Origin of the sequence: Pseudomonas sp. ATCC 43928 (assembly GCF_005938665.2) — a bacterium.
Lineage (GTDB): Bacteria > Pseudomonadota > Gammaproteobacteria > Pseudomonadales > Pseudomonadaceae > Aquipseudomonas.
The window spans coordinates 5,167,719-5,194,684 of the sequence record NZ_CP041753.1 but is presented as its reverse complement, the minus strand read 5'-3'; the positions used below and the strand labels follow the sequence as shown (position 1 = coordinate 5,194,684).

At 56.4% G+C, this 26,966-nt stretch carries 29 protein-coding genes and 1 tRNA gene; 22 read left to right on the top strand and 8 right to left on the bottom strand.

Translation table 11 applies throughout. The annotated features are described in order from the left end of the window. Nucleotides 1-155 precede the first annotated feature (155 nt). Both FFH90_RS23715 and FFH90_RS23710 read left to right on the top strand, forming a co-directional pair. Entirely contained in the window at nt 156-827 is a 672-nt protein-coding gene (locus tag FFH90_RS23715; RefSeq protein WP_007941432.1) for a response regulator, read from the top strand. Continuing rightward, nucleotides 820-2,208, top strand: coding sequence for a sensor histidine kinase (locus FFH90_RS23710; RefSeq protein ID WP_138866190.1), 1,389 nt, complete (start codon nt 820-822; stop codon nt 2,206-2,208). Before FFH90_RS23715 ends, FFH90_RS23710 begins: the two co-directional genes overlap by 8 nt. Nucleotides 2,209-2,333: 125 nt before the next feature. On the opposite strand, the gene FFH90_RS23700 is transcribed toward FFH90_RS23710, so the two are convergent. After that, on the bottom strand, nt 2,334-3,155 hold the full coding sequence (locus tag FFH90_RS23700) for an HDOD domain-containing protein (RefSeq protein WP_086944831.1): 822 nt from the start codon (nt 3,153-3,155) through the stop codon (nt 2,334-2,336). 35 nt (nt 3,156-3,190) lie between these two features. Continuing rightward, on the bottom strand, nt 3,191-4,132 hold the full coding sequence (locus tag FFH90_RS23695) for a folate-binding protein YgfZ (RefSeq protein WP_111454855.1): 942 nt from the start codon (nt 4,130-4,132) through the stop codon (nt 3,191-3,193). A 148-nt stretch (nt 4,133-4,280) separates the two neighbouring features. Here FFH90_RS23695 and FFH90_RS23690 point away from each other — a divergent pair, with 148 nt between their 5' ends. Both FFH90_RS23690 and FFH90_RS23685 read left to right on the top strand, forming a co-directional pair. Next, nucleotides 4,281-4,535: a succinate dehydrogenase assembly factor 2 gene (locus FFH90_RS23690; RefSeq protein ID WP_007941436.1), complete on the top strand. Its 255-nt coding sequence runs from the start codon at nt 4,281-4,283 to the stop codon at nt 4,533-4,535. Then, on the top strand, nt 4,519-4,971 hold the full coding sequence (locus FFH90_RS23685; protein WP_086944832.1) for a protein YgfX: 453 nt from the start codon (nt 4,519-4,521) through the stop codon (nt 4,969-4,971). Before FFH90_RS23690 ends, FFH90_RS23685 begins: the two co-directional genes overlap by 17 nt. Here FFH90_RS23685 and nadB read toward each other — a convergent pair. After that, nucleotides 4,940-6,556, bottom strand: coding sequence for an L-aspartate oxidase (gene nadB, locus FFH90_RS23680; RefSeq protein ID WP_018926784.1), 1,617 nt, complete (start codon nt 6,554-6,556; stop codon nt 4,940-4,942). The two genes, FFH90_RS23685 and nadB, sit on opposite strands and share 32 nt — an antisense overlap. 557 nt (nt 6,557-7,113) lie before the next feature. Here nadB and rpoE point away from each other — a divergent pair. The 4 genes from rpoE to FFH90_RS23655 all read left to right on the top strand — a co-directional run bounded on the left by rpoE (nt 7,114) and on the right by FFH90_RS23655 (nt 10,961). Beyond that, on the top strand, nt 7,114-7,695 hold the full coding sequence (gene rpoE / locus FFH90_RS23675; RefSeq protein WP_003172477.1) for an RNA polymerase sigma factor RpoE: 582 nt from the start codon (nt 7,114-7,116) through the stop codon (nt 7,693-7,695). Between the two features lie 30 nt (nt 7,696-7,725). Further along, a complete protein-coding gene (locus FFH90_RS23670; protein WP_086944833.1) occupies nt 7,726-8,313 on the top strand; it encodes a sigma-E factor negative regulatory protein in 588 nt (195 codons plus the stop codon). Nucleotides 8,314-8,321: 8 nt separating this feature from the next. Further along, complete coding sequence (locus FFH90_RS23665) at nt 8,322-9,284, top strand: MucB/RseB C-terminal domain-containing protein (protein WP_064619726.1); 963 nt, start codon at nt 8,322-8,324, stop codon at nt 9,282-9,284. Between the two features lie 246 nt (nt 9,285-9,530). After that, nucleotides 9,531-10,961, top strand: coding sequence for a DegQ family serine endoprotease (locus tag FFH90_RS23655; protein ID WP_019647985.1), 1,431 nt, complete (start codon nt 9,531-9,533; stop codon nt 10,959-10,961). A 75-nt stretch (nt 10,962-11,036) separates the two neighbouring features. Here FFH90_RS23655 and FFH90_RS23650 read toward each other — a convergent pair whose 3' ends face one another. Beyond that, entirely contained in the window at nt 11,037-12,470 is a 1,434-nt protein-coding gene (locus FFH90_RS23650; protein WP_018926780.1) for a M48 family metalloprotease, read from the bottom strand. A gap of 97 nt (nt 12,471-12,567) precedes the next feature. Here FFH90_RS23650 and FFH90_RS23645 point away from each other — a divergent pair, with 97 nt between their 5' ends. Together FFH90_RS23645 and FFH90_RS23640 are read left to right on the top strand one after the other, a co-directional pair. Further along, entirely contained in the window at nt 12,568-12,807 is a 240-nt protein-coding gene (locus FFH90_RS23645) for a sulfurtransferase TusA family protein (RefSeq protein WP_007941445.1), read from the top strand. A 31-nt stretch (nt 12,808-12,838) separates the two neighbouring features. Next, complete coding sequence (locus FFH90_RS23640) at nt 12,839-13,909, top strand: AI-2E family transporter (RefSeq protein ID WP_019647986.1); 1,071 nt, start codon at nt 12,839-12,841, stop codon at nt 13,907-13,909. Nucleotides 13,910-14,017: 108 nt separating this feature from the next. Here FFH90_RS23640 and FFH90_RS23635 read toward each other — a convergent pair whose 3' ends face one another. Both FFH90_RS23635 and FFH90_RS23630 read right to left on the bottom strand, forming a co-directional pair. Beyond that, entirely contained in the window at nt 14,018-14,491 is a 474-nt protein-coding gene (locus FFH90_RS23635; protein ID WP_138866188.1) for a peroxiredoxin, read from the bottom strand. Between the two features lie 10 nt (nt 14,492-14,501). After that, entirely contained in the window at nt 14,502-15,062 is a 561-nt protein-coding gene (locus tag FFH90_RS23630; protein WP_007898662.1) for a glycine cleavage system protein R, read from the bottom strand. 327 nt (nt 15,063-15,389) lie between these two features. On the opposite strand from FFH90_RS23630, the gene dapA reads away from it, so the two are divergent. The 10 genes from dapA to FFH90_RS23575 all read left to right on the top strand — a co-directional run bounded on the left by dapA (nt 15,390) and on the right by FFH90_RS23575 (nt 23,589). Beyond that, nucleotides 15,390-16,268 carry a 4-hydroxy-tetrahydrodipicolinate synthase gene (gene dapA, locus FFH90_RS23620; RefSeq protein ID WP_007941448.1) on the top strand — a complete coding sequence of 293 codons (879 nt, stop codon included), beginning with the start codon at nt 15,390-15,392 and terminating at the stop codon, nt 16,266-16,268. A gap of 17 nt (nt 16,269-16,285) precedes the next feature. Further along, a complete protein-coding gene (gene bamC, locus FFH90_RS23615; RefSeq protein ID WP_018926776.1) occupies nt 16,286-17,401 on the top strand; it encodes an outer membrane protein assembly factor BamC in 1,116 nt (371 codons plus the stop codon). A 4-nt stretch (nt 17,402-17,405) separates the two neighbouring features. After that, complete coding sequence (locus tag FFH90_RS23610; RefSeq protein WP_007941451.1) at nt 17,406-18,164, top strand: MBL fold metallo-hydrolase; 759 nt, start codon at nt 17,406-17,408, stop codon at nt 18,162-18,164. A 28-nt stretch (nt 18,165-18,192) separates the two neighbouring features. Further along, entirely contained in the window at nt 18,193-18,906 is a 714-nt protein-coding gene (purC, locus tag FFH90_RS23605; protein ID WP_018926775.1) for a phosphoribosylaminoimidazolesuccinocarboxamide synthase, read from the top strand. An 84-nt stretch (nt 18,907-18,990) separates the two neighbouring features. Next, a tRNA-Ser gene (locus FFH90_RS23600) sits at nt 18,991-19,080 on the top strand. A gap of 489 nt (nt 19,081-19,569) precedes the next feature. Continuing rightward, nucleotides 19,570-19,896, top strand: coding sequence for a hypothetical protein (locus tag FFH90_RS23595; RefSeq protein ID WP_256663629.1), 327 nt, complete (start codon nt 19,570-19,572; stop codon nt 19,894-19,896). Between the two features lie 89 nt (nt 19,897-19,985). Beyond that, on the top strand, nt 19,986-20,297 hold the full coding sequence (locus FFH90_RS23590) for a hypothetical protein (protein ID WP_138866187.1): 312 nt from the start codon (nt 19,986-19,988) through the stop codon (nt 20,295-20,297). A gap of 317 nt (nt 20,298-20,614) precedes the next feature. After that, the gene (locus tag FFH90_RS23585) at nt 20,615-20,950 is read left to right on the top strand and encodes a hypothetical protein (protein ID WP_138866186.1); all 336 of its coding nucleotides are present in this window, start codon (nt 20,615-20,617) and stop codon (nt 20,948-20,950) included. A gap of 4 nt (nt 20,951-20,954) precedes the next feature. Continuing rightward, nucleotides 20,955-22,979, top strand: a complete 2,025-nt coding sequence (locus FFH90_RS23580; RefSeq protein WP_138866185.1) for a DUF3883 domain-containing protein — start codon at nt 20,955-20,957, stop codon at nt 22,977-22,979. 217 nt (nt 22,980-23,196) lie between these two features. Further along, nucleotides 23,197-23,589 (top strand): hypothetical protein, encoded by a 393-nt coding sequence (locus tag FFH90_RS23575; RefSeq protein WP_138866810.1) that lies wholly within the window; start codon nt 23,197-23,199, stop codon nt 23,587-23,589. A 47-nt stretch (nt 23,590-23,636) separates the two neighbouring features. On the opposite strand, the gene FFH90_RS23570 is transcribed toward FFH90_RS23575, so the two are convergent. Beyond that, complete coding sequence (locus FFH90_RS23570; protein WP_138866184.1) at nt 23,637-23,852, bottom strand: hypothetical protein; 216 nt, start codon at nt 23,850-23,852, stop codon at nt 23,637-23,639. Nucleotides 23,853-23,877: 25 nt separating this feature from the next. Then, nucleotides 23,878-24,171 (bottom strand): hypothetical protein, encoded by a 294-nt coding sequence (locus FFH90_RS23565; protein ID WP_138866183.1) that lies wholly within the window; start codon nt 24,169-24,171, stop codon nt 23,878-23,880. Nucleotides 24,172-24,655: 484 nt separating this feature from the next. Between FFH90_RS23565 and FFH90_RS23555 the strand changes: the two genes are divergently transcribed. Continuing rightward, nucleotides 24,656-25,030 carry a Rap1a/Tai family immunity protein gene (locus FFH90_RS23555; RefSeq protein ID WP_138866181.1) on the top strand — a complete coding sequence of 125 codons (375 nt, stop codon included), beginning with the start codon at nt 24,656-24,658 and terminating at the stop codon, nt 25,028-25,030. Nucleotides 25,031-25,633: 603 nt separating this feature from the next. Then, the gene (locus tag FFH90_RS23550) at nt 25,634-26,965 is read left to right on the top strand and encodes an S-type pyocin domain-containing protein (RefSeq protein ID WP_138866180.1); all 1,332 of its coding nucleotides are present in this window, start codon (nt 25,634-25,636) and stop codon (nt 26,963-26,965) included. Nucleotide 26,966: the final 1 nt, after the last annotated feature.

Sequence of the window (26,966 nt, the reverse complement as noted above, 5' to 3'; positions counted from 1 at the left end):
GCAGTGAAAGCTGTCCGTAGCGGGACTCTAACCGGCCAACCTTTCGCTAACCTTTCAGCTGACTTTCACGGTTTTCGGGCTTCACAGCGACGGATGCGGCTGTAAACTCCGCGCCAAAGAATGGCGTCGACCATCCCTGAATGAGGTAAAGATCCATGCGTGTTCTGCTCGTCGAAGACCATCTGCAGCTTGCCGAAAGTGTCGCTCAGGCGCTCAAGAGCACCGGGCTGACCGTGGATGTGCTGCACGACGGTGTGGCGGCCGACCTGGCCTTGAGCAGCGAGGAATACGCCATGGCGATCCTCGATGTCGGCCTGCCGCGCATGGACGGTTTCGAAGTGCTGGCGCGCTTGCGGGCCCGGGGCAAGAACCTGCCGGTGCTGATGTTGACCGCCCGCAGCGACGTCAAGGATCGGGTCCATGGCCTGAACCTGGGGGCTGACGATTATCTGGCCAAACCTTTCGAACTGACCGAACTCGAAGCCCGGGTCAAAGCCTTGCTGCGCCGGAGTGTGCTCGGCGGTGAACGCCAGCAGCGCTGTGGCGTGCTGGCTTACGATCTGGACACCCGGCGCTTCACCCTCGGCGAAGAATTACTGACCCTGACCTCCCGCGAGCAGGCAGTGCTCGAAGCCCTGATCGCCCGTCCCGGCCGGGTGATGAGCAAGGAGCAATTGGCGGCTCAGGTCTTCGGCCTGGATGAGGAGGCCAGTCCCGATGCCATCGAGATCTACGTCCACCGCTTGCGCAAAAAGCTCGACGGCCAACCGGTGGCCATCGTGACCTTCCGTGGCCTTGGCTATTTGCTGGAAAGCCGCGATGCATAAGCTCAGCAGCCTGCGTTGGCGGTTGCTGTGGAACCTCGCGCTGCTGCTGGTGGTGTTGATGCTTGCCAGTGGTTTGAGTGCGTATTGGAACGGTCGCGAAGCCGCCGACACCGCGTATGACCGGACCTTGCTGGCCTCGGCGCGGACCATCGCCGCCGGCCTGTCCCAGCGCGACGGCAGCCTCAGCGCCAACGTGCCTTACGTGGCCCTCGACACGTTTGCCTACGACAGCGCCGGGCGGATTTTTTACTTGGTCAACGACATCAATCAGAAGCTGATTTCGGGCTACGAAAACCTGCCGCCACCACCACCGGGAACGCCGCGCACCGATGACTATCCGGCGATGGCGCGTTTCTACAATGCTACCTATCAAGGGCAGAACGTGCGGGTGGTCAGCCTGCTCAAAGCGGTCAGCGAACCGAACATGAACGGCATGGCGGAGATCCGCGTGGCGGAAACCGATGAGGCGCGGGTCCGCATGGCGCGCAGCCTGATGGCCGACACCTTGTTGCGGCTGGGCATGCTGGCGATCGGTGCGTTGTTGCTGGTGTGGTTTGCGGTCAGTGCGGCGCTGCGTCCACTGGAGCGCTTGCGTACCGCGGTGGAAGAGCGTCAACCCGATGACTTGCGCCCCTTGCCGCTGGTGGAAGTGCAGCACGAGCTGGGGCCGCTGGTGCGTGCGCTCAATCACTTTACCGAGCGGTTGCGCGGGCAGTTCGAGCGCCAGGCGCAATTCATCGCCGATGCCGCCCATGAACTGCGCACGCCGCTGGCGGCGCTCAAGGCTCGCCTCGAACTGGGCTTGCGCTCGAACGAACCCGAAACCTGGCGCAGTACCCTGGAAGCCGCCGCCCAGAGCACGGATCGCCTGACCCACCTGGCCAATCAATTGCTCTCGCTGGCACGGGTCGAGAATGGCGCCCGGGCCATCGCCGAGGGCGGTGCGCAATTGCTCGACCTCAGTCAGTTGGCCCGTGAACTGGGCATGGCCATGGCGCCGCTGGCCCATGCACGTGGCGTGGCACTGGCGTTGGAAGCTGACGAGCCGGTGTGGATGCGTGGTGAGCCGACGCTGCTGAACGAGCTGTTGAGCAATCTGGTGGACAACGCACTGGCCCACACGCCACCGGGCGGCAATGTGATTCTGCGGGTCACGGCGCCGGCGGTGCTGGAGGTCGAGGACGATGGTCCGGGAATTCCCCTTGAAGAGCGGGAACGGGTGTTCGAGCGCTTTTACCGGCGCAATCAGCAGGTGGCTGGGTCGGGATTGGGGCTGGCGATTGTCGGCGAGATCTGCCGCGCCCATCTGGCGCAGATCAGCCTGCACGATGGCGAGTTTGCGGGGCTGAAAGTGCGGGTAAGTTTTATTGCGGGGGAGTGAACACACTCATACCTGCGGAGAGAGGCTTGTTGTGGCGAGGGAGCTTGCTCCCGTTGGGCTGCGAAGCGGCCCCAAGAAGGGACTGCTGCGCAGTCCAACGGGGGCAAGCCCCCTCGCCACAGAAATCAGTAAAACATCGACCGCGACTCTTCCAGATCCTTGCACATCGCTTCGTTCTCCGGATCGATCCCCAGCTTCTCGAAGGCAGGCACACTGACCGGGTCGATGCGAGCCAGGGGATGATCGGTGTCCTTGTGGCAATACAGGCTGGCCACTTGCACCAGATCGACATAGTCGACCCGCGCCGATTGCCGCTTGAAATCCAGATACAGCCCCGGCAATTGCACCAGCATTTCCGGAAAATCCCAGACCCTGAGCAATTTATCGCCGAGCAGCGGATGGATGCGTTCGATCACATGGTTGAGGCTGACCGGGTCTGACAGCAATTCATAGTGATCTTCGGCGTAGGTCAGGATCGGCAGCACGCCAATCTGATGCACGAGCCCGCCGAGCGCCGCTTGATCAGGCTTGAGTTGTGTGTAGCTGCGGCACAACGCATAGCTGACGCCGGCGATTTCCAGGCTTTTGCGCCAGACCTCGCGCATTTTCTGTTCCACTACTTCGGAACGGGCATTGAAAATCTGTTCCATCACCAGGCCGATGGCCAGGTTGCTGCTGTAATTGACGCCCAGCCGGGTGATGGCCGTGTGCAAGTCAGTCACTTCCTGGGTCGCGCGCAGCAACGGGCTATTGACCACTTTGATCAGGCGCGCCGACAGCGCGGTGTCACGGCCGATCACTTTGCTCAGGGTGCTGACACTGATTTCCGGGTCTTCGGCGGCCTTGCGAATCTGCAGGGCCACTTCCGGTAATGTTGGCAGAACCAGGTCATCATTATCGATGGCCTCAACCAAATCCTGTTGGACCTTATCCGCCAGCTCACTCATTTCTTTTCTCTAGGGTATTGCGACAAGTGCTGCTGTTAACGCTGGATTTCGCGATCACGATCCAGTTGGTAAGGCAGGTCGAGCAAATGCAGGCCCGGACCTTCGAGTGCGCCAAGGTGCAGGTTGCCATCTTCTGCAGCTTCGGCTTGCAGCACGGCCAGGAGTTCAATGTTTTGCTCGGTGCGAGCAGCGATCACCACTTCACCAATCGAACTGCCGTGAGTCGGGGAAAACAGTGGCGTGCCGGGTTCAGGCAGTTCACTACCTTCCAGTTGCAAGCGATACAGACGACGCTTGAGTTTGCCCAGGTATTGCATGCGCGCAACGATTTCCTGGCCAGTGTAGCAACCCTTCTTGAAGCTCACGCCGCCGACGGCTTGCAGATTGAGCATCTGCGGGATGAACAGCTCGCGGGTGCTTGGCATGACCTGGCCGATCCCAGCGCGGATCTGGCCCAGCAGCCATTGATTCAGATCGCCTTCGGTCAGCAGGGCGGACAGCTTGCCCTTGATGGTGTCGGCTTGATCGGCGCCCACCCAGAGTTCAGCGCGCTCAGGCGAGACACGAAGGGCGATCAGGCCGTCATTGCGCACGACGCTGTCGGTGTCGACCGGTAGCGCCAGGCCCAGGCTGGCCAGTGCCGCATCGCCATGCTCAAGGCCAAAACGAACCCAGCCGGCACTTTCGTCGGTCAGTTTCGATTTGGAGAACACCGCGTACTTTTTCAGGTCCGCCAGTTGCGGCTCCAGCAGCTCGCTGGCCATCGCCATGAGCACTCCGTCGCCTTCCAGCAGAATGCGGAAACTCGACTGCATCCGGCCTTTCTGCGTGCAACGCGCGCCAAGGCTGGCCTGGGTGTCGCTCAGGTAATTGAGATTGCAAGTCAATTGGCCTTGCAGGAATTTGCTGGCATCCGAGCCGCGTACCGCGAGAACGCCTTCGTGAGACAGGGTGCAGAAAAAAGCAGAATCGGCCATGGGTCATCGCAGGGTAAAGAGTCTGAGGGACATCATAAGGGGGCGCCCTTGAAATGGGTAGTTCACAAAGGATCGTCAGTGCCGACCAAAGCCGACTGTTCGGCTCGCCTCGGGGCTGTATACTTGCGGCCTATTTGAGGAGCGCTCCATGGTCGATAACGTTGAACTGAACCGCCTCTTTTGGCACAGCCGTCGCGGCATGCTGGAACTTGACGTGCTTCTGGTGCCGTTCGTGAAAGAGGTTTACGCGAATCTGAACGAGGTAGATCGCGCGCTGTATGTCCGCCTGCTGGAGTGCGAGGATCAGGACATGTTCGGCTGGTTCATGGAACGCGCCGAATCGGAAGATCCGGAGCTGCAGCGCATGGTTCGCATGATCCTGGATCGTGTCCAGCCCAAGTAACGCGTTCGAATGCCGCTGGCATGCCTCACGGCAGTTGCTGGCGGCCTATCTTCTCGCCCAGCTGTTCGCGTTGGGTTCGTTGTTTCTTCTCTCGATACCGCTCTGGGCCAACCTGCTCGGCGTAGCGTTGTGCGTGGCTCACAGCATTTGGGTATTGCCGCGACAGATTCTGCTGACACACCCACAGGCTTTTCGCGGCTTGCGTCGCGATGCCGATGGCTGGCAGTTGTGGAGTCAGGCGCAAGGTTGGCAACCCGTACAGCTACGGCCGGACAGCCTGGCGCTGCCGTTGGTTGTGGTGCTGCGCTTTCGCCTGCGGGGCGAGCGAGGTGTCAGGGCGATATGCGTGCCGCGGGATTCGCAGGCGGCGGATGTGCACCGACGCCTGCGGGTTCGGCTCAAGTTCAGTCGGCGTAGGTGGGCGGCACCAGAATAGTGTCCAGGGCGACCGGCAGCAGGTTCGGGTAGTCGAGGGTGTAATGCAGGCCGCGACTTTCCTTGCGTTCCATGGCCGACCGGATCATCAGGTCTGCTACCTGAGCCAGGTTCCTCAGCTCGATCAGGTCTCGGCTCACTTTATAGTTGCTGTAGAACTCGTCGATTTCGTCCAGCAATAACTGCACTCGGTGCTGGGCTCGTTGCAGGCGCTTGTTGGTGCGCACGATGCCCACATAGTCCCACATGAATCGCCGCAGTTCGTCCCAGTTGTGCGCGATGATCACGTCTTCGTCGGAGTCGGTGACCTGGCTGGCATCCCAGACGGGCAGGGCGGTCGGAATCGACACCTCTGGCAACTGCTCAAGAATGTCCGTCGCCGCCGAACGGGCATAAACGAAACATTCCAGCAGCGAGTTGCTGGCCATGCGGTTGGCGCCATGCAGGCCGGTGAAGCTGGTTTCACCAATCGCATACAGGCCCGGCACGTCGGTGCGGCCCCGCTGATCGACCATCACGCCGCCGCAGGTGTAGTGCGCCGCCGGCACCACCGGAATCGGTTGTTTGGTGATGTCGATCGAGAATTCCAGGCAGCGTTCATAGACCGTCGGGAAGTGCGTCTTGATGAAGTCTTCAGGCTTGTGGCTGATGTCCAGGTAAACGCAGTCGATACCCAGGCGCTTCATCTCATGGTCGATGGCGCGGGCGACGATGTCCCGTGGTGCCAGCTCGGCCCGTGGATCGAAGCGCTGCATGAAGCGTTCGCCGTTAGGCAGCTTCAAGTGTCCGCCTTCGCCGCGCAGGGCTTCGGTGATCAGGAAACTCTTGGCTTGCGGGTGATAAAGGCAGGTCGGGTGGAACTGGTTGAACTCCAGGTTCGCCACCCGGCAGCCCGAACGCCAGGCCATGGCGATGCCATCACCGCAGGCGCCATCAGGGTTGCTGGTATAGAGGTAGACCTTCGCCGCGCCGCCCGACGCAAGGATCACGAAGCGCGCACCGTAAGTGTCGACTTCACCCGTGCTGCGGTTGAGGACGTAGGCACCGAGGCAGCGGTCGCCTTCAAGGCCCAGGCGCTTTTCGGTGATCAGATCGATTGCGACCCGCTGTTCCAGCAGCTCGATGTTGGGCCGCTGTATGGCCTGGTCGAGCAGGGTTCTGAAGATCGCCGCACCTGTCGCATCGGCGGCGTGGATGATGCGTCGATGGCTGTGACCGCCTTCGCGGGTCAGGTGAAACTCGAAACCGCCGTCTTCGGTGCCGGACTGTTCGTCACGGGTAAAGGGTACGCCTTGGTCGATCAGCCATTGAATCGCTTCTCTGCTGTGCTCGACGGTAAAGCGCACGGCGTCTTCATGGCACAGGCCACCCCCGGCGTTGAGGGTATCGTCGACGTGGGACTCGACAGTATCGGTGTCATCCAGGACGGCGGCGACACCGCCCTGGGCCCAGAAGGTCGAGCCATTGGCGAGGTCGCCTTTGCTCAATACGGCGATGCGCAAATGACCGGGCAAGGTCAGCGCAAGACTCAAGCCGGCAGCACCGCTGCCAATTACCAGAACATCGTGTTGAAACTGTTGGCTCATTTCAGGATTCCGCTCAAAGCGACCCGGGTCGGGGGTGGCGCAAGACAGCTGGATCGGCGAGTCAGGACAGCCACACAGCCCACTAGTATATAGAGGGGGGGAGCGGCACAATAGCCGGGCCCACATGGCATTGTGAAACTACTGTGACGGAAAAGACTGGACTCTTCGTCGGAAGTTTTTTTGACTGTGTTGGCGACAAGGCGACTGTATCGTGGATTTAACAGTCTTTTTCGTTTCACGGTTGCACAATGTCGGTTTCAGGCGGCTATAAATATGGAACTTTTGCCAAAGGCTCAAGATCAATAGACGGTTGCCTGGAACAAGGGACAGTGTCGGTTTCGGTGCGGGACTTGCGGTTAGGTCCCTGCTGACGAATCCGATGACAAGATTATTCGCGCAGCCTGGGTTTCCCGCGCTGCGCTTTTCGTGCGTGCCAAATCAGAGCCCGCAGGAAACTTGCTTGGAGGGGGAGAACTTTTGCGAAAAGCCCGAGTCTATGTTTGCAAGTCTGGTCGTTCAGTAATGCAAGCCTCCTTCGAGCTTATCGAGGAGTGTTCATGCTAACCCAGGAAGAGGATCAGCAGCTGGTCGAGCGCGTTCAACGCGGCGACAAGCGAGCTTTCGATCTGCTAGTGCTGAAATACCAGCACAAAATTCTCGGGTTGATCGTGCGTTTCGTGCACGACACCCATGAAGCCCAGGATGTCGCACAGGAAGCCTTTATCAAGGCATACCGTGCACTTGGTAATTTTCGCGGAGACAGCGCGTTTTATACGTGGCTTTACCGTATCGCCATCAACACGGCGAAAAACTATCTGGTTTCACGCGGCCGTCGGCCGCCGGATAGCGATGTCAGTTCCGAGGATGCAGAGTTCTACGATGGCGATCATGGCCTCAAGGATCTCGAGTCGCCAGAACGTGCATTGCTGCGGGATGAGATCGAAGGCACCGTCCATCGAACCATTCAGCAACTGCCAGAAGATTTGCGTACGGCTTTAACTTTACGTGAATTCGATGGTCTGAGTTACGAGGACATTGCCAGCGTCATGCAGTGTCCGGTGGGTACCGTGCGCTCCCGGATCTTCCGCGCCCGGGAGGCCATCGATAAAGCCCTGCAGCCGTTGTTGCAGGAAAACTGAGACAGCGGCGACAGCCAAGAGAGGAACGCCATGAGTCGTGAAGCCCTGCAGGAATCGCTGTCCGCAGTGATGGATAACGAAGCGGACGAACTGGAATTGCGTCGGGTGTTGAATGCCTTCGACGATGTTGAAACCCGCGAAACCTGGGCTCGTTACCAGATCGCTCGGGCAGTCATGCACAAGGACCTGCTGCTCCCTCGTCTGGACATCGCTGCTGCAGTTTCTGCTGCACTGGCTGACGAAGCCGTACCGGCAAAAACCTCTCGTGGTCCATGGCGCAGCCTGGGTCGTCTGGCAGTCGCTGCTTCGGTGACCATTGCCGTGCTGGCAGGTGTACGTCTGTACAACCAGGACGAGATCGCAGGTGTCGAACTGGCTCAGCATTCTAATCAGCCAAGTCTGACCACTCCTCAGGTCAAGGGTCCCGCTGTATTGGCAGGCTACAATGAGAGTTCGGACGCCACTGGCCCTATGGCCAACGGTGTATTGCAAGGTCAGCCAGGCTGGCACGATCAGCGTCTGCCAGGTTACTTGCGCCAACATGCTCAACAGGCTGCACTGAAAGGTACTGAGAGCGCTCTGCCTTACGCTCGTGCAGCAAGCCTGGAAAACCGTTAAGGAGGATCATGCGCGCCATACCTCTACTTACGCTTCTGCTCAGTGGCTGGTTTATTGTTCCAGCCCATGCCGATGAAGCCCAGGACTGGCTGAAGCGTCTGGGACAGGCGGAGCAAACGCAGAGCTTTCACGGTACTTTCGTCTACGAGCGTAACGGTAGTTTTTCTACCCATAACATCTGGCATCGCGTCCAGGATGGCAAAGTCCAAGAGCGTTTACTTCAGCTCGACGGTTCGGCCCAGGAAGTCGTGCGCATTGATGGGCATACTCAATGCGTCAGCGGCACCCTGATGGCAGGGCTGGGGGACTCACCCAACTCCGCTGCTCGTGCGCTCGATCCACAAAAGCTAAAGAATTGGTATGACCTTGCCGTCATCGGCAAGTCGCGCGTGGCCGGGCGTTCGGCGGTGATCGTCTCGTTGACACCTCGCGATCAGCACCGCTATGGTTTTGAGCTGCATCTGGACAAGGAAACAGGCTTGCCGTTGAAGTCATTGTTGCTCAATGATAAAGGGCAACTGCTGGAACGGTTCCAGTTCACTCGGCTGGATACTGCCGAGGTGCCTTCCGACAGCGATTTGCAGGCAGGTTCCGAGTGCAAGCCCATTAACCTGGACAGCGACAAGGCGTCCGCCGTCAAGACTGCGCAGGTCTGGCATTCTGACTGGTTGCCGCCAGGTTTCGAACTGACCAGCAGTAACTCTCACAAGGATCCGGATACCAAAGTCCAGGTCAACAGTCTGATGTTCGACGACGGTCTGGCCCGATTCTCGGTGTTCCTTGAGCCATTGAATGGGGCAACAGTCACCGACACCCGTACCCAGCTGGGGCCAACAGTCGCTGTGTCCCGTCGCTTGACCACTCCGCAAGGCGAAATAATGGTGACCGTGGTCGGTGAAATACCGATTGGTACCGCCGAACGGATTGCGCTGTCCATGCGCAACGATGCCGCGGCTACCAACAAGCAGTGAGCTGATCAGTCATGCTCATCAATCGGGGCTGTAGGGTGCGGGAGGTTGGCAATAGCTACCCCGTCGTTGAGGCCTCGAAATGTTTTGCCGAGCATTTTCATTTGCAAATATCCCGAAAATTTTTTATAGGTCAGAGCCCCTCGGCTCTGGCCTTGTTTGTTGTTCCCGGAACAAAAATACCGGCGTATCGTTTCCGGTGTTCCTTGCTCCATATCGCTTAACCATGCTCGTCGTAACGGGAGCCGTATGTCGATACCACGCTTGAAGTCTTATCTCTCCATTTTTGCCACCGTGCTGGTGCTCGGTCAGGCGGTCACTGCGCAAGCGGCCGACTTGCCTGACTTCACGCAACTGGTCGAGCAGGCCTCGCCCGCGGTGGTGAATATCAGTACTACCCAGAAGTTGCCGGAACGCAAAGTGTCCAGCGAGCAAATGCCTGATCTTGAAGGCTTGCCGCCGATGCTGCGCGAGTTCTTTGAGCGTGGTATGCCGCAGCAGCCACGCTCACCTCGTGGCGATCGCCAGCGCGAAGCGCAGTCCCTGGGATCGGGTTTCATCATTTCGCCTGACGGCTACATCCTGACAAACAACCATGTGATCGCCGATGCCGACGAGATTCTCGTGCGCCTCGCCGATCGCAGTGAGTTGAAAGCCAAGCTGATCGGTACCGATCCGCGTTCCGACGTCGCCTTGCTGAAAATCGAAGGCAAGAACCTGCCGGTTCTGAAGCTCGGCAAATCGCAGGACCTGAAAGCCGGTCAGTGGGTCGTGGCCATCGGCTCGCCGTTCGGCTTTGATCACACAGTGACCCAAGGCATCGTCAGTGCCATCGGTCGCAGCCTGCCGAACGAAAACTATGTTCCGTTCATCCAGACCGACGTGCCGATCAACCCGGGTAACTCCGGTGGTCCGCTGTTCAACCTGGCCGGTGAAGTGGTCGGCATCAACTCGCAGATCTACACCCGTTCCGGCGGCTTCATGGGCGTGTCGTTCGCGATCCCTATCGATGTGGCGATGGACGTTTCCAATCAGCTGAAAAGCGGCGGTAAAGTCAGCCGTGGCTGGTTGGGTGTGGTGATCCAGGAAGTGAGCAAAGATCTGGCCGAGTCGTTCGGTCTTGAGAAACCGGCCGGTGCGCTGGTGGCTCAGATCCAGGATGACGGTCCGGCTGCCAAGGGTGGCCTGCAAGTGGGCGACGTGATCCTGAGCATGAACGGTCAACCGATCGTCATGTCCGCCGATCTGCCGCACTTGGTGGGGGCGCTGAAGGCCGGCTCGAAAGCCAATCTTGAGGTGATCCGCGAAGGCAAACGCAAGAATGTCGAGCTGACCGTCGGCGCTATCCCTGAAGAAGGCAAAGAGCTGGACGCCCAGCCTAAATCTGGCGCGGAGCGCAGCAGCAATCGCCTGGGTGTTTCCGTGGCCGAATTGACCGATGAGCAGAAGAAAGCCTACGACCTTAAAGGTGGTGTGGTAATCAAGGACGTGCAGGACGGTCCTGCTGCCCTGATCGGCTTGCAGCCTGGTGATGTGATCACTCACCTGAACAACCAGGCGATCGGCTCCACCAAGGAGTTCACCGAGATTGCCAAGGCGTTGCCGAAGAACCGCTCGGTGTCGATGCGGGTTCTGCGCCAGGGGCGCGCCAGCTTCATCACCTTCAAACTGGCTGAATAAACCGGTTGTCGGCTGAATAAAAAACCGCCTCGAAAGAGGCGGTTTTTTTGTACCTGAATTTTGACCTCGAAGCGGTCAGCCCATCATGTCCTTGACCATGCGTTCCTGCTCCATCAGCTCGCGTTGCCGTGCGTCGATCCGCGATGACAGCGGGAAGTTGCTGCCCGCCTTGCGTTTGGCGAAGTCCAGTTGCTGGATCGCCTGGCGATAATCGCCGATCAGTGCGAAGTACTCTGCACGAGCTTGATGCAGGCCGATGATGTTGCCCGACAGGCCGCGAGTCTCGGCCACCAGGTACCAGACGTCCGGATCTTCGGGGCGGGTCTTGAGCAGGTTCTCCAGCGCTTTTTCCGCATCGGCTGCTCGATTCTGCTTGAGCAGCAGATCGACACGCACCTGATTCAGTGGGTAGTTGCCCGGATACTGAGTCAGCATCCGGTCAACCCGTGACTGAGCATCGGGCAGACGATTATTGGTGATGTCCAGATCGACCTGCGCCAGGTTGTAGATGATCTCGTTCGGCGACTTGGTCAGCAGCTGCTTGAGGTTCTCGCGAGCTTCATTCAGCTGGCCGCCCTTGATCTGGGCGATTGCCAGGCCATAGCGCGCGACGTCGTTTTTCGGGTTTTCATCGAGTTGGGCGCGGAAGCGCTTGGCACCCAAGCCTGGGGTTTCTTCATAAATCAGCTGCACGCGTGCACGAATCAGCTGATAACGCATGCTGTCTTCGATACCGCCCGGTTTGGCCTGTTCGGCACGGTTGCGGGTGTCGGCGATACGCGATTCGGTCACCGGGTGAGTCAGCAGGAATTCCGGCGGCTTGGCATCGTAGCGGTACTGGCGCATCAGCCGTTCGAACATGGTCGGCATCGAGCGCGGATCGTAACCGGCCTTCTCCAGATTCATGATGCCGATACGGTCGGCTTCCTGTTCGTTCTGGCGCGAGAACCGTCGTTGTTCCTGCATCGCCGCCGCCTGGGTGCCGGCAATGGTTGCGATCCCGGCATCGCCTGCGCCGGCAGCGGCAATCACGATCCCGGCCAGCAATGCAGCCATCATAGGAACTTGCATGCGTTGCGAGGCTTCGACGCCACGGGCGAAGTGACGCTGCGACAAGTGGGCCAGTTCGTGGGCCAGGACCGAGGCATATTCGCCTTCGGTCTGGGCGTTGAGGAACAAGCCCCCGTTGACGCCGACGATCCCGCCCGGCGCAGCGAAAGCGTTGAGCTGTGGGCTGTTGATCAGGATGAACTCCAGGCGTCGGTCATTGACCTGGCTGGTCTCCACCAGTCGGTAGACGCTGGACTCGACGTAATCCTTGAGTTGCGGATCGTTGAGTTGCGACACCTGGCTGCGCAGCATCGCCAGCCACGCACGGCCCAGTTGGTATTCCTGTTGCGGCGAGACGATGGCAGAACTGGCGTCACCGAGTGACGGCAAGTCGTCGGCGAAGCCCGGTGAGGCGAGCAGGCAAGCGAGCGTCAGCAGGGTAGGGCGCAAAAAAGTCATGCACAAAGCCTTAGTCGACAAAGACGTTACTGTAGCCGGACACTACGCTTGGGACCAGATATTCTAAGCGACTCAACCCCTGCCCCGGAGTGATTCGATGACTGACGCTGTAACCCACGACGCCGAGCTGGACGCCAGCGGTCTGAATTGTCCGCTGCCGTTGCTCAAGGCCAAGATGGAACTCAACCGACTGGCCAGCGGGGCGGTGCTCAAGGTGATTGCCACCGATGCGGGCTCTCAGCGCGATTTTCGCACCTTTGCCCGATTGGCCGGTCATACGCTGCTTCGTGAAGAAGATGAGGCGGGCGTTTACCGCTATTGGTTGAAAAAAGCCTGAAACTTGCGGCGTTCGTTCCTAAGGATTATTGATGTTCAAAGTGTTACGCGACTGGATTCAGCGCTATTTCTCGGATGAAGAGGCCGTGGTGCTGGCGGTGCTGCTGTTTCTGGCATTTACCGCCGTACTCACCCTGGGTGGAATGCTTGCGCCAGTGCTGGCCGGGATGGTGCTGGCGTATCTGATGCAGGGGTTGGTGGTGATCCTCGAGCGCCTGCGTCTGCCGGGGGCCGCGGCGGTGGGGCTGGTCTTCGCGTTGTTCATGGGGGGGCTGCTGGTATTCATCATCGTCGTGGTGCCATTGCTCTGGCATCAGTTGATCACGCTGTTCAACGAATTGCCCGGCATGCTCGCCAAGTGGCAATCACTGCTATTGCTGCTGCCCGAGCGTTATCCGCATCTGGTGTCGGATGAGCAAGTGCTACAGGCAATCGAAGTGGCGCGGGGCGAGATCGGCAAATTCGGCCAGTGGGCGCTGACGTTCTCGTTGTCGAGCTTGCCGCTGCTGGTGAACATCATGATCTACCTGGTGCTGGTGCCGATCCTGGTGTTCTTCTTCCTCAAGGACCGGGAGATGATCGGCCAGTGGGTGCGTGGTTACCTGCCGCGGGAGCGAGCGCTGATCACTCGAGTCGCCCAGGAAATGAACCGGCAGATTGCCAATTACATTCGTGGCAAGGTCATCGAAATCTTCATTTGTGGGGGCGTGACCTACATCGCTTTCGTGGCGCTGGGGCTCAACTATGCGGCGCTGCTGGCGTTGTTGGTGGGTGTGTCGGTAGTGGTGCCCTATGTCGGGGCGGTGGTGGTGACCGTGCCGGTGCTGCTGATTGCGCTGTTCCAATGGGGGTGGAGCGATCAGTTCATCTATTTGATGGCGGTCTACGGGATCATCCAGACGCTGGACGGTAACGTGCTGGTGCCGCTGCTGTTCTCGGAGGCGGTCAACCTGCACCCGGTGGCGATCATCTGCGCGGTGCTGCTGTTTGGCGGGTTGTGGGGCTTTTGGGGCGTGTTCTTTGCGATTCCCCTGGCGACGTTGTTCAAAGCCGTGCTGGATGCCTGGCCGCGCAAGGAACCGGAGGTATCGCCGCTGCTTTGATCGTCGATTTCAGGGCCTCCTTGCGGGCAAGCCCGCTCCCACAGGGTTCATACCATCCCTATGGGAGCGGGCTTGCCCGCGAAGGCGTCCGAATAGACGCCCAAAAAATCAGGTCTTGTTCAGCGCCTGAGCAGCCGACAAAACCGCATCCACATGCCCCGGCACCTTCACGCCGCGCCATTCCTGACGCAGCACGCCATCCTTGTCGATCAGGAACGTGCTGCGATCAACACCCATATATTCCTTGCCGTAGAGCTTTTTAAGCTTGATCACGTCGAACAGCTGACAGATGGCTTCGTCCTTGTCGCTGATCAGCTCGAAGGGGAACTCCTGCTTGCACTTGAAGTTTTCGTGAGACTTCAGGCTGTCGCGAGATAGGCCGAACACCTCGGTGTTGGCCGCCTTGAACGCCGCGTACTGGTCGCGAAAACCCTGGCCTTCAGTGGTGCAGCCCGGCGTGCTGTCCTTCGGGTAGAAGTAAATCACCACTTGCTTGCCTTTGAGGGCCGCGAGGCTGACGGTCTGCCCGCTGGTGGCGGGTGCTTCGAAGTCGGCAACCGGTTGGTCGATGGCTACGGCCATGAAAGCTTCCTTACATTGGGTTTTGTGGGCGCCACGGTTCAATCAGTGCGTCCAGGTTCATGGCGTCGGCGAAATCCAGGAACTGATCACGCAGCCAGCTGATCTGGGTGCCGGCCGGCAAGGTCACGGTAAACGTGGCGTTGAGCATGGTGCCGCCGGTCTGCGGAGCCTGATAGGTGTCGCAGGTCAGATTCTCCAGCTCGACGTTGTGGTCCATGAAGAACTGGCACAGCTCGTTGATGATGTCCGGGCGGTAGGCCGAGCTGACGTAGGCGACGTACGGCAGGGCCTGGGGGCGGTTCTCCAGGGCTGCGCTGCGCACCACGTTGACAGTGAAAGCGTGTCGTTTGGCCAGTACTGGCAGACTGCCTTCGAGGCGCGCCAGGGCGTCCCAGCTGCCGGAGATCTCAAGGATCAGCGCGCTGCATTCGCCATGACGCGTCAGGCGAGAGGTGACCACGGCGCAGCGGTTTTCATGGCTGGCGCGGCACAGGACGTTAGTCAGCTCCATGGGGTTGGCGCCGAGGGCACTGATGACAAGGAATTGTTCGCGAACTGTGGGGGTGGACATGCAGCATTCCTAAAGCGATGAGCGGTCGATACTGTTTATGGGCTTTTTTGCCGGGACGAGCCTGCGGATGCGAATTCACAAACCCCCAGCCGAAGGTTGCAACGTGCTCCAGTATGGCAAGAGCGAGGGGTGGCAACGCTGGATCGGGGCTTGTGATGCCGAAAATGGAGGCTGGAAACCGGCGTACGAGCTTATCAGTACCGATCAAAGTCTGAAGGGTAGCGAAAAGCAGCGCCAAGGGGAATGGCGGCAGCGCAGTACTTCGCTTGTACAAGCATCTTGGCGCCAGTACCATTACCGCTCTCTTTTTCCGGCAGGAGCGGTTGCATGATTGCGGGCAGTATGGTGGCACTGGTCACACCCATGGATGCACAGGGTCGTCTCGACTGGGACAGCCTGAGCAAACTGGTGGACTTCCACCTGCAAGAGGGCACCAACGCCATCGTGGCGGTCGGCACTACGGGTGAGTCGGCCACGCTTGACGTGAACGAGCACATCGAAGTGATTCGTCGCGTGGTTGCCCAGGTTGCAGGGCGTATTCCGGTGATCGCCGGTACGGGCGCCAATTCGACGCGTGAAGCGATCGAACTGACGACCAACGCGAAGAACGCTGGCGCCGATGCGTGCCTGCTGGTAACCCCTTATTACAACAAGCCGACGCAAGAAGGCCTGTACCTGCACTTCCGCGCCATCGCCGAAGCGGTCGATATCCCGCAGATTCTTTACAATGTGCCGGGTCGTACCGCGTGCGACATGCAGGCCGAGACGGTAATCCGCCTGTCGACCGTGAAGAACATCATCGGCATCAAGGAAGCCACGGGCGACCTGCAGCGCGCCAAGGACATCCTGGCCGGCGTGAGCAGCGACTTCCTGGTCTATTCCGGTGACGATGCGACCGCGGTCGAGCTGATGCTGCTCGGTGGCAAGGGCAACATTTCGGTGACCGCCAACGTTGCGCCGCGCGCCATGAGCGAGTTGTGCGCCGCTGCGATGGCCGGTGATGCCGTCAAAGCCCGGGCGATCCACGAAAAGCTGATGCCACTCAATAAAACCCTGTTTATCGAATCCAACCCTATCCCCGTGAAATGGGCGCTGCATGAAATGGGCCTGATGCCGGACGGTATCCGTCTGCCGCTCACCTGGCTCAGTGCTGCCTGTCACGAACCGCTGCGGCAGGCCATGCGCCAGTCCGGCGTCCTGGTTTAATTGAGGAAGTACTACGCATGAAGCGAATGGCCGGACTTTCCGCACTTGCCTTGATTATCTCCAGCACCAGTGGCTGCGGATGGATCTGGGGCCCGGAAGGTTACTTCCGTGACCGTGGTAGCGATTACCTGGAAGCGCAACAGACTGCACCGATGCAACTGCCACCGAACGTCAGCACCTCCAAGCGTCTGGATCCACTGTTGCCGATCCCGCGCAATGTGGCCGACGATACAGCCAAGGGCGAATATGTCGTGCCTCGTCCGCAGCCGCTGTCGGCGGCGGCTGATATCAGCGCCTACTCCTTGCAGAAGAGCGGCGATTCGCGTTGGATCATGGCTCAGAACCCACCGGCCGAAGTCTGGCCAGTGGCCGTGCAGTTCTTCCAGGACAACGGTTTCCGTCTGGACGAACAGCGCCCGCAAACCGGTGAGTTCACTACCACCTGGCAACATTCCGACGAACTGTCCGCAGCCATGGCCAAGCGCCTGAGCGCGGCCGGTGTCGGCGCCGACAGCGAAACCCGCGTACGGGTGCGTATCGAGCCAGGCGTGCAGCGCAACACTAGTGAAGTCTATGTGGTCAGCGCCGAGCGTCCTGCCGGCAGCACCGCCAACGTCGATTTCACCAATCGTTCGGTCAACACCGGCCTGGACGCAGCATTGGTCGACGACATGCTCGCGAGCATGAGCCGTACTTCGGAGAAGGGCGGTTCGGTCTCCATGCTGGCCTCGCGTGATTTCGATACGCCAAGCCGTGTCAGCCTGACCGAGGATGGCAGCGGCAACCCGGTGCTCAACGTCGGTACCGACCTGGATCGTGCCTGGTCGAGCGTCGGTCGTGCGCTGGAACAGGGCGAATGGCGTGTTGAAGACATCAACCGCAGCCTGGGCCTGTACTACATCAACCTCGCCGAAAAGGCCGAGAAGAAGGATGAGCAGCCAGGTTTCTTCGGCAGCCTGTTCGGCAGCAAGCCGAACAAGGAAGAAGTTGAAGCCCGTGCCGAGCGTTATCAGGTTCGCCTGAGCAAGGTCGGCGAGAACGTACAAGTTACCGTCGAGAAAAACATCAACACCGTGGCGCCAGCAGACGTGGCGCGCAAAGTGTTGACCGTGATTCAGGACAACCTGGGCTGATCGCATGCGTTTTGCCGTTCTCGGCAGCGGTAGCCAAGGGAACGGCACGCTGGTAGCCAGCGATGACACGTATGTGCTGGTGGATTGTGGTTTCTCCTTGCGGGAAACCGAAAAACGCCTGCTGCGCCTTGGGGTGAACCCTGCGCAGTTGAGCGCGATACTTGTGACCCACGAACATGCCGATCACGTGCATGGCGTGGGTTTGCTGTCTCGGCGTTACAATCTGCCTGTCTACCTCAGTCGCGGGACCTTGCGCGGGATGCGCAAACCGATTGAACCCGCAGGCCTTCTGGCTGGCGGCGAGCAACTGCAAATCGGCCCTCTGAGCATCGGCGTCATTGCCGTGGCCCATGATGCACAGGAGCCGACGCAGTATGTTTTCAGCGACGGTCAGCGGCGTTTCGGCCTGTTGACCGACCTGGGCTCATACTGCAACAAGGTGCTGGACGGCTATCGGGACCTCGATGCGTTGATGATCGAGGCCAACCATTGCCGTGACATGCTGGCTCGCGGTCACTACCCGTACTTTCTCAAGCAACGGGTGGGCGGTGAATTGGGACATTTGAACAACCATCAGGCGGCATTCCTGGTGGCCGAGTTGGGCTGGCAAGGCCTGCAACACCTGGTCCTGGCCCATCTGAGCAGCAAGAACAACCTGCCGCAGCTGGCCCGGCAATGTTTTGTCGACACCCTCGGGTGCGACCCGGACTGGCTGCAACTGGCCGATCAAGATTCAGGGCTCGACTGGCGACACATCGCCTAGCCCACCTACTTAGCAAGCGGAGCCCATCATGGAAAAACGTGAAGAACTCTACCGCGGCAAAGCCAAATCGGTTTACAAGACCGACGACGCTGACCGCTTGATCCTGCTGTTTCGCAACGACACCTCGGCGTTCGACGGCAAGCGTATCGAGCAGCTCGACCGCAAAGGCATGGTGAACAACAAGTTCAACGCCTTCATCATGCAGAAACTCGAAGCAGCCGGCGTGCCGACTCAATTCGACAAACTGCTGGGCGACAACGAATGCCTGGTGAAAAAACTCGACATGATCCCGGTCGAATGCGTTGTGCGTAACTACGCCGCCGGCAGCCTGGTCAAGCGCCTGGGTGTTGAAGAGGGTATGAAGCTCAACCCTTACACCTTCGAACTGTTCCTGAAGGACGACGCCAAAGGCGACCCGTTCATCAACGAATCCCACGTCGTGGCATTCGGTTGGGGCACCGCCGAGCAACTGGTTCGCATGAAAGAACTGTCGCTCAAGGTCAACGAAGTACTGAGCAAACTGTTCGACGACGCCGGCCTGCTGCTGGTCGACTTCAAACTCGAATTTGGCGTGTTCTCCGACGGCTCCATCGTTCTGGGCGACGAATTCAGCCCGGACGGCTGCCGTCTGTGGGACAAGGCCACTAAGAAGAAAATGGACAAGGACCGCTTCCGTCAGGGCCTCGGTGATGTCATCGAAGCCTACGAAGAAGTCGCCAACCGTCTGGGCGTACCGCTTTAATCGACGCAAGCATCTGATAGCACGGAAAAAAATCGCTAAAGGGGGTTCGCTTCCGGCGATTGTGCTGTTATGATGCGCGCCGTTGGAGAGATGCCAGAGTGGCCGAATGGGACGGATTCGAAATCCGTTGTACCTTCACCGGTACCTAGGGTTCGAATCCCTATCTCTCCGCCATACATAGAAAAGCCCCGCAGATTAAGGTCTGCGGGGCTTTTTCGTTTCTGCGTTGTACTACTCAGTTGTACTACTCAAGTTCCCTTCTAAAGCCGTCTTCTTGGCTTTTTCTGTCCCGGTCCTGTTGATCGCCGTAGCGTGTCTTGTGACAGGCTGTGATGCGCTCCTGTGCCTATCCAAAGCAGGATACTTTAACTAGGCTTCGATTCAGCGTTACGCTCCCCAAGCAGCGCAGGGGTTGCACGCCAGGACATCGTCAAACTGGTGGAACTGAGTATCGAGGGAGCTATCGGAGCTGAAATCTGAGCATGAGCACGTCAGGTGGCAGCTAAGCTGCTAGCGTATAGCCAATAGGCGGTGAAGCGTCTTAATGCGTATGCCGACGCAGTGGGCGGTACGGAGTTGCTGCCGCATAAGTGGACGCCTGCGTAGTTACGCAAGGTGTGATGGGCGGACGCTTACACCAAGCCAGCAACCCAAGGAGGATGTATGGAAAAAGATGATCTATTCAGAGCAGTGTTGAGGGAAATGGAGCGTGTGTGGGGCGAGGATGGATTTGGCGGTGAGCTAGTGGCCTATGATTGGCTCTATGAGCATTACGGCATATCTGAGCGTGACGATCTTCATTGGCAGGACATTTTGAGCCATTACACTGATGAGCTGCCGGATTCGCTAGGAGACTTAACAGAGGAAGAAATTGCTGAGGTGATGGAATTTGTTGAGGATGACACACGGGTTGTGAGATTTCTAGAGCGCCTCCTAGAGCAATATAGAAGCTCTACTGCTGTATATCCTCAAAAAACAGAAGAAGATTAATCGTTGGTCGAACGTTACGGCTACTCAAACTGCGATTGCTTGACTATGCTTTGATAAGGCAATTAGCCACCTCTTGCAAGGACGGGGCGATGAACGAACAGATATTCGTACTGGTCAGCCAGAAGAGGAGCACCAACCATATTTTACACCTGCTTCTTTGTGTCCCGACGTTCGGATTTTGGCTGATCGTCTGGTTCATTGTTGCGATTAACAACGTGAATCATAACGATAAAATTCAAAGAAGAATTGACAAGCTCTTACAGCCCGAAGCCAGCGGTGTGAATGATGCCGAAATGTATCGACGGAAAACACCCGAAGAAAGCGCCGCATCTCTTCGCAGAGCCTTATGGATTGTGGGGGGCATTGTAATAATGATTTTAATATCTTTCGTGTTTGGGTAGTTGGCATGGTTTAAGTCGAGACATGTGTGAAACTCTTGATGTGTTCCAGATTCGCTTGGGAAGGGAGCGGCCGCAGCGGCGACATTATAGTGGCCTTGTGCAGTCGTGATTGGCATTAAAGCTTGCGAAGGTTACGGTGTGTCAGGTATGAAGCAGGTGGCTAGCGTTGACTCTGCCTGAAATAGATCGATTGGTCCTAAGGTAGATGTACTAATATCCAAACTGTGCCCGTAGTTTCTTTTGTTTAGGTGCGATGTTGGATATAGAAAATTTGTTAAATTGAGTTGTTTAACTAGAAGTGCATAGGAGCAGGGTTTGTGGCAAAAGTCGATTTGACATCAAAGATTGAGCGGATTGAGGCTTTTGAAGAGCGAGTTGGAGTGAGATTTCAGGGGATGTCCGCCTTCCTGGAAGCTGACGACGACTATATTTCACTACAAGTTCACGGAGAGATACATGCTTCTAGTGGTGCAGAGCTAATGGATGACGTAACCGTGGTTATCGCGGTTTATGATCAGTCGGATCGGGTGATTGGTACGGATACTAGCTATTATTATAGTGAGTCATTTTTTGGATTTGAGGCTTTCAGTGAGTCACTGAATCTTTCGGTTAAAAATATTTCTAAGATCAGAGTTTATCCGAAGAAAGGGTGATTAAATGTTACAGGAAGTTCGTTTGCCTTTGCTGGAAGAAGCACAGCGTTCCCCTCATCTGCTTTCTGATTTGGCAGGTCTAGAGAAGTATGTGGCTGAAAGCTATGACTCTCGATCGTTTATAGAGTTGCTTCAGAATGCTGATGATGCAAAGGCTACGAGCTTTCTTGTAAAGAAGATTTGTGGTTGCTTGATAGTTGCAAATAATGGAAATCCATTTACAGTAAGTGATTTTGAGTCTATTTGCAGGAGTGCGTCATCTACAAAGTCTCGTGGGAGTAGTATTGGCTATCGAGGAATAGGGTTTAAGTCGGTAGTTGGCTTGGCTGAGGTGGTTCATATTATTAGTGATGGGCTGGAGACTACTTTCTCTAGAGATTTGACAGCTAGGGCGGTACCTCAAGCTAGTCGAGTTCCGCTTATACGCATACCGCATGAGTTGGACAGTGCGACTCGCCAAGCTATTATTCCTGAAGTTGAGATGCTTCGAAAACAAGGCTATGTGACATTTTTTGTATTTGGTGGCTTTACTGTAAGTGCGATAGATAATGAGTTTCTGAATTTTGATGCTACGTCTCTATTGTTTTTGAGGAATATTCAAAAGTTAAACCTTGTTGCGGGGGCTGTAGAATCCTACGTGGTCGGTAGGGAGGAGTGGGACAGGTCGATGCGACTGGTACAGATCAGTTCAGAGCGTGAGGCATCTAATTGGATTGTTGTGGGTAATCAGGGGGCTTCAGTTGCTTTTTATCAAGACCCCGTTAGTGAGGTGATTGAGCGGGTTCCTGAAAGTGGCGCTGTAGTTCATGCATTTCTGCCAACTAATGAGTCCACTGGTCTTGGCGTTAAGCTCAATAGTGATATTAGTACAGACCCTTCAAGGACTAGGGTTGTTTTTGATGATAGGACAGATCAAGGGATTTCGGATTTAGCAGCGATATTGGCTGGTTTGGTGAATGATATTATATTAGATAAGCCAATGCCTGACTCAATCGGAATGCTAAAGGCACTTCTTCCTCTAGATGACCCTAGAATGCATAAATACCAGAAAAGGTCATTTAAGTCAGAGCTATTTAGGAAGCTCCAAGAAGTATGTAGGTTGGATAGGTTTGTACTGCGTCCGTCGTGGCTTAACTCCTTAGATTTCGAGTTATTGACTAAGTTGAGCGGGCTTGAGCCTATGCCTAGATCTATTGAAGGTGTCGAGGGGGCGTCTGCATTAATGCGATATCTTGGTGCTAAGGATGTTGGTGTTAATGACATATCAAAGTCGTTCGTAAGTGAGAGTATTTCGCAAGGCGGGTGTTCTGAGATAGTTTCTGAGTTGGTTAGGCTGGCTGATACGAAGCAAATAAGTGTTAGTGATATAGATGTTTCTTGGCCCGTTTGGGTGTCTGGAAGTAAAAAGCTTTCCATAGCTCAGATTGAAGAGTTTGAGTCAGTGTTGGATGAGGCTTTCATTGATATGGTGGTTGAAAAGACCGCTGGGGTTGGAGGTATTTCTCGTCTGGTGAGCGCCCTTACTAAACAGGGTGCTGCTTTAAAAATCATTCCTACTGCTGAAAAAAAAGTTGACTCCTTTGAGGGTGAGCTTCAGAAGAACTCAGAATGGTCGGTCGATTCTGTTTTCAATCAGGCATCTTCCTTGAGTCTAAAAAAGTGGAGGGGGGCGGAAGAGCAGGTTAAAAATATATTCATTGCACAAGGATGGAGTGCTAATGATGTAAGTAGGCAAAATCTTGGCTATGATATTGAGTGTGTCGATAAGGAGGGGCGAAAGATTTTTGTTGAAGTCAAGTTGATAGCGTCACCGTCGCAGCCATTTACATTGACAAGTAATGAAGAGGCGGTTGCTAGGCAGAATGGTGATTCGTATTACTTGGCGATAGTTCAGCAGTTGGGCGATTTTCTGGATGTGTGCTTTATACCTAATCCAGTTGGCAAGCTAGAGCTTGTTCGATCTTGTAGGCAGTGGGTGTGGGAATGTAGTCAATATCCATTCACGCCTGTTCGATATGAGCTGTGTTGATGGTTCCTTGGCGAGTGGATTGTCTATGCCATCTACGAAGGACAGAGCTACTACCTTTGCCTCGGTACGCATAAGTCAGGCGACGATGCTCTGAGACAGCAGATCGACTTGATCTGTGTTCCAGAGTTTCCGTTCCTGAATGAAATTCTTGCTCCGGTCGCCTGAGGTGCAGGTAGCCCTAGGTAACATTGCCAGATCACATATCGAGGGCGTCACCATGAAGGCAGGAATAGCGGCAGCGGTCGCACTGGCAGCGACAACGAACGCATGGGCGGCGGAAGACTACCGCTGCACGATTGAAAACACGGTTGCCGCAAAAGAAAAGCCGATAAACCGAATCTTCATCGGCAAGCAGTTCACCGTAGAAAGGCGGACTGGATTGATGACAGGCGCCCTGAAGAACTCTTACGTCACCGATCCACAAGTCATTGACTATGGATCGACTGAGAATAGTTACAAGGCCGTAGCGACCATGCGGAAGGATCAGGGGGCGGGGGTCGGTTCAAGCATTTATGCACTAACAATCAACGAGTACGACGAAAGCGACAGAAAGCCTTTCATCTTCCTGCAAAACGACGAGGCGTTTCTTGGTTGGTGTGAGCATTTCTGATTAGGGTGGATCGCAATCCGTGCCGATCCCTTCTGACTTGCTATGGGTTACTGATGATTTCGACGCAGCATCTCGATTGCAGCGGTGATGCTTTCGGCATTCGTATCAAGCCGATTCAATGCGGTGACGATATTCTGGTGCGTATCGGCAGAGCCGCGTGCCTCGATCCATAGAGCCACTTCCTCAAGACCGGCAGCGATTGCATGTTGGTTCAGCAGGAGCAGTTCCAGTGCATCAGCCATCGTTTCGTTGTTGTTAGTCATTGGTTCGTCCTTGGTTGTGTGGGTCTCATAAGCAACTGTAAGAAACGGTGTGGCCTTCAATACCTTCCTCAGCATCACTCAAGAGGAAGTGGACGATGCTGTCTCTCCCGGCTGAATCGCATACCCGTAGGTTTTTGAATATGCGATCTAGTCGGGTATCCGCACAGCCATAGCCTTCAGTGCAATGGCGAATCGTCAAGAGCGTAGCGCGTGCGTCATCACTCACGAGTGGTTTCATTCCTGCATTCTGAATCAGGCCGTCAGCATTCGCTGTCATGCAAGCCAACAGCAGGGCGATCCTTGCAATCAGTTTTTTCATAAATTTCTCCTTGGTTGGGTTGGGGTGGGTCTGTTCGTACTCGCGGAGAACAAACTACAATCTGCGGATTAACTCACGGTCGAGCGCCAAGGAAGTCCGAATGAAACTGAGCCTTATTGTCTTGAGTTGCGTTGTCGCTGTGGTTCTTAGTGGCTGTGCAAGATCATCCAAAACCTACACCTCTGATGGGCGTGAGGGCTTCAGTATTGATTGCTCTGGGACCGCACTGAGTTGGGGTAAGTGCTTCGAAAAGGCTGGAGATTTATGCGGGGCTCGGGGATACGACTTGCTCGAAAAGTCAGGCGATCAAGGCAGCACTGTCGCAGCTAATCAGTATGGGCTTTACGGTGGGTCAGTCATGAGCAGAAGCATGGTAATTGCGTGCAAGTAGCACCTGAGATGCTGGCGGCTCATTTCCCCTGTTGACTGGTTTCACGCTCAAGAGCCCGATAACATTGGGCCATCACACCCCAAGAGAATCATCATGAAGGCATGGATAGCGGCAGGGATTGCGTTGGTTGGGGCGCTAGTAAGTAGTGGTGCTATGGCTGATGGAAATGAACTGCTTAAGCAGTGTGAGATCGCAGTCAGCAATGCAGACAAAGACAGTCGAGGGGTTAATAACGCATTTGATGCAGGGTACTGCTTCGGGACCGTAAATGGTGTAGTAAGCTCGATGGTTACAATGAACGCATACTTACGTCCTGAAGAAAGGGTGTGCTTCCCAGATGAGCTTAAGCAATCTCAGGGTGCAAGGATTGTAGTTAAGTACTTCCAAGAGCACCCTGCATCGATACACCGTGATGGACCCTTCCTCGTAATGGCGGCATTCCAGAACGCCTATCCATGCAAGAAGTGACTCATTGCTTAAGGTGTGACCAAGAGCCCTTTCTACGCGTAAACCCTAGCCGCCCAAATTTTTTGGACCACTTTTCAGGAAGAGGGGGGGCATTCTGGAAACGGTCGGCGTGGCCCAGGTGCTAAGCAAAATGCACAGGGTCGATATAGAAAGCTGCGGGAAATGGAAATAAGTTGGTCGGCTCTGAAGCTCTCACAGCCTCAGAACGAGCGGTACGCAAGCCCTTGGAGTTAAGGCAATCAGCTACTGACTGAAGCGTATTCACTTTGTTGTAAAGGCAGGCGAGCAGGTGGGGCTGTATGGCCGCTTGATGTGGGTTCACATTCTTCATGCGTTGATCATTAACCCCGAGCGACGTTCGCGTTTCGGTGATGCTATCAAGCCGAATTCGATTTCTATAGTGTTGAAGCGTGCGGCCATTCGCCATCATTCAACACCCGGCTCCAACCCGATATCCTCCGCACCCCAGCAAATGAAATGGATCAGGGAATTTTCGGTATGGCTTTTGGGATTTGTCCTACAGCCAGCGCTTGAGCTTCCCGGTAAGGTCGATGCTGCCCAGCTACAGGCTGGAATTCCCCAAGGACGAACAAGGAAGCTCATGTGAGCGGATACGTACCAAACCCGCCGAAGGGCTACCGCAACAGCGGTGTTGAACCTGTTGATATCCATGCCCAGCGTTGGGCGGAATACAATGACCTCCCTCCGAAAGAAGACGCCAAGCCAAATAGCTTGGGCTGCGTGTTCGCCAAGAGCTGCGATCTTCCAGACGGTGTGATCGACCACAAGAAACCAGCCGGGTTTATCCCTGTCGAGAAGGTAGGCAACTACGGCGAGTTTGCCATTCTCGGTGGCCGTGAAACGGATGCACAGGGAAACATTCCCCTCAAGAAAGTTAGCGGTGCAATACCGGCAACACTGGGCACCCTTCTATTGGGTGGCGCTGCTGCTACGGCTGCTGGTGTGTCCTGTGGCGGCCTGTGCACTGCTGGAGCTGCCGTTGCTGGCGGGAGTGCTGCAACGGGTGCTAGTGCTGGTGCTGCTGGCGGGGTTCTAACTACCGGTGTTGCTGCTGGTGCGTTGGCTGGTTTTGTTGCACTGCTGTGGCCGTCCAGTTTGGGTGATAGCAGCCTGTACACAGAGGAGCAACTTCAATCCCTCAAGAAAGGCCGCACACGGGTTCGGATACATGTCGAACAGCAGGCAGATGGCACCTTGAAGGGATACGGGTACAACACCCAGAAGCGCACCGACTGGGAGATGATTCCGGTGGTGCAATTCAACGAGCAAGGCTCACAGCGAGTGGCGGACTTTGGCGATGGTGTAACACTGATATGGACGCCAGCCTTTGATCCATCCAGCACGTCAGGGATTCCACCGTTAGAGGGTGCGCCTCAAGCGCCTCAGATTTGGATTTATCCGCCTACAGAACAGGCAGATAACATCATCGTCAGCCCGATCTATCCTGACGAATACAAAGACTTCATCCTTGTGTTCCCGGCTGACTCTGGCATTCAGCCGCTGTACATCGTTATCAGTGCTCGCCATTCACCGGGCGTTGTCACTGGTCAAGGGGAGGACGTATCAGGCATCTGGCTTGCTGGAGCCGGCACAGGACTCGGTGCGCCCATACCTACAAGAATTGCTGATCAGTTGCGGGGGCAGAAGTTTAAGAGCTTCGATACTTTCAGGGGTGCGTTCTGGAGGGCAGTAAGCAACGATCCTGAGCTATTTAGCCAACTGAGTGAGGACGATCAGGCGCGTGTTCTAACTGGGAACGCCCCTACTGTTCGATTCAGAGACTCGGTGGGAAAACGAGTCACCTATGAAATACACCACGTCGAGCTAATTAAAGACGGTGGCGCGGTATATGACGTGGATAACTTGAGGGTTAATACCCCACGAAATCACATTGATCTTCACAGAAGGAAATAGG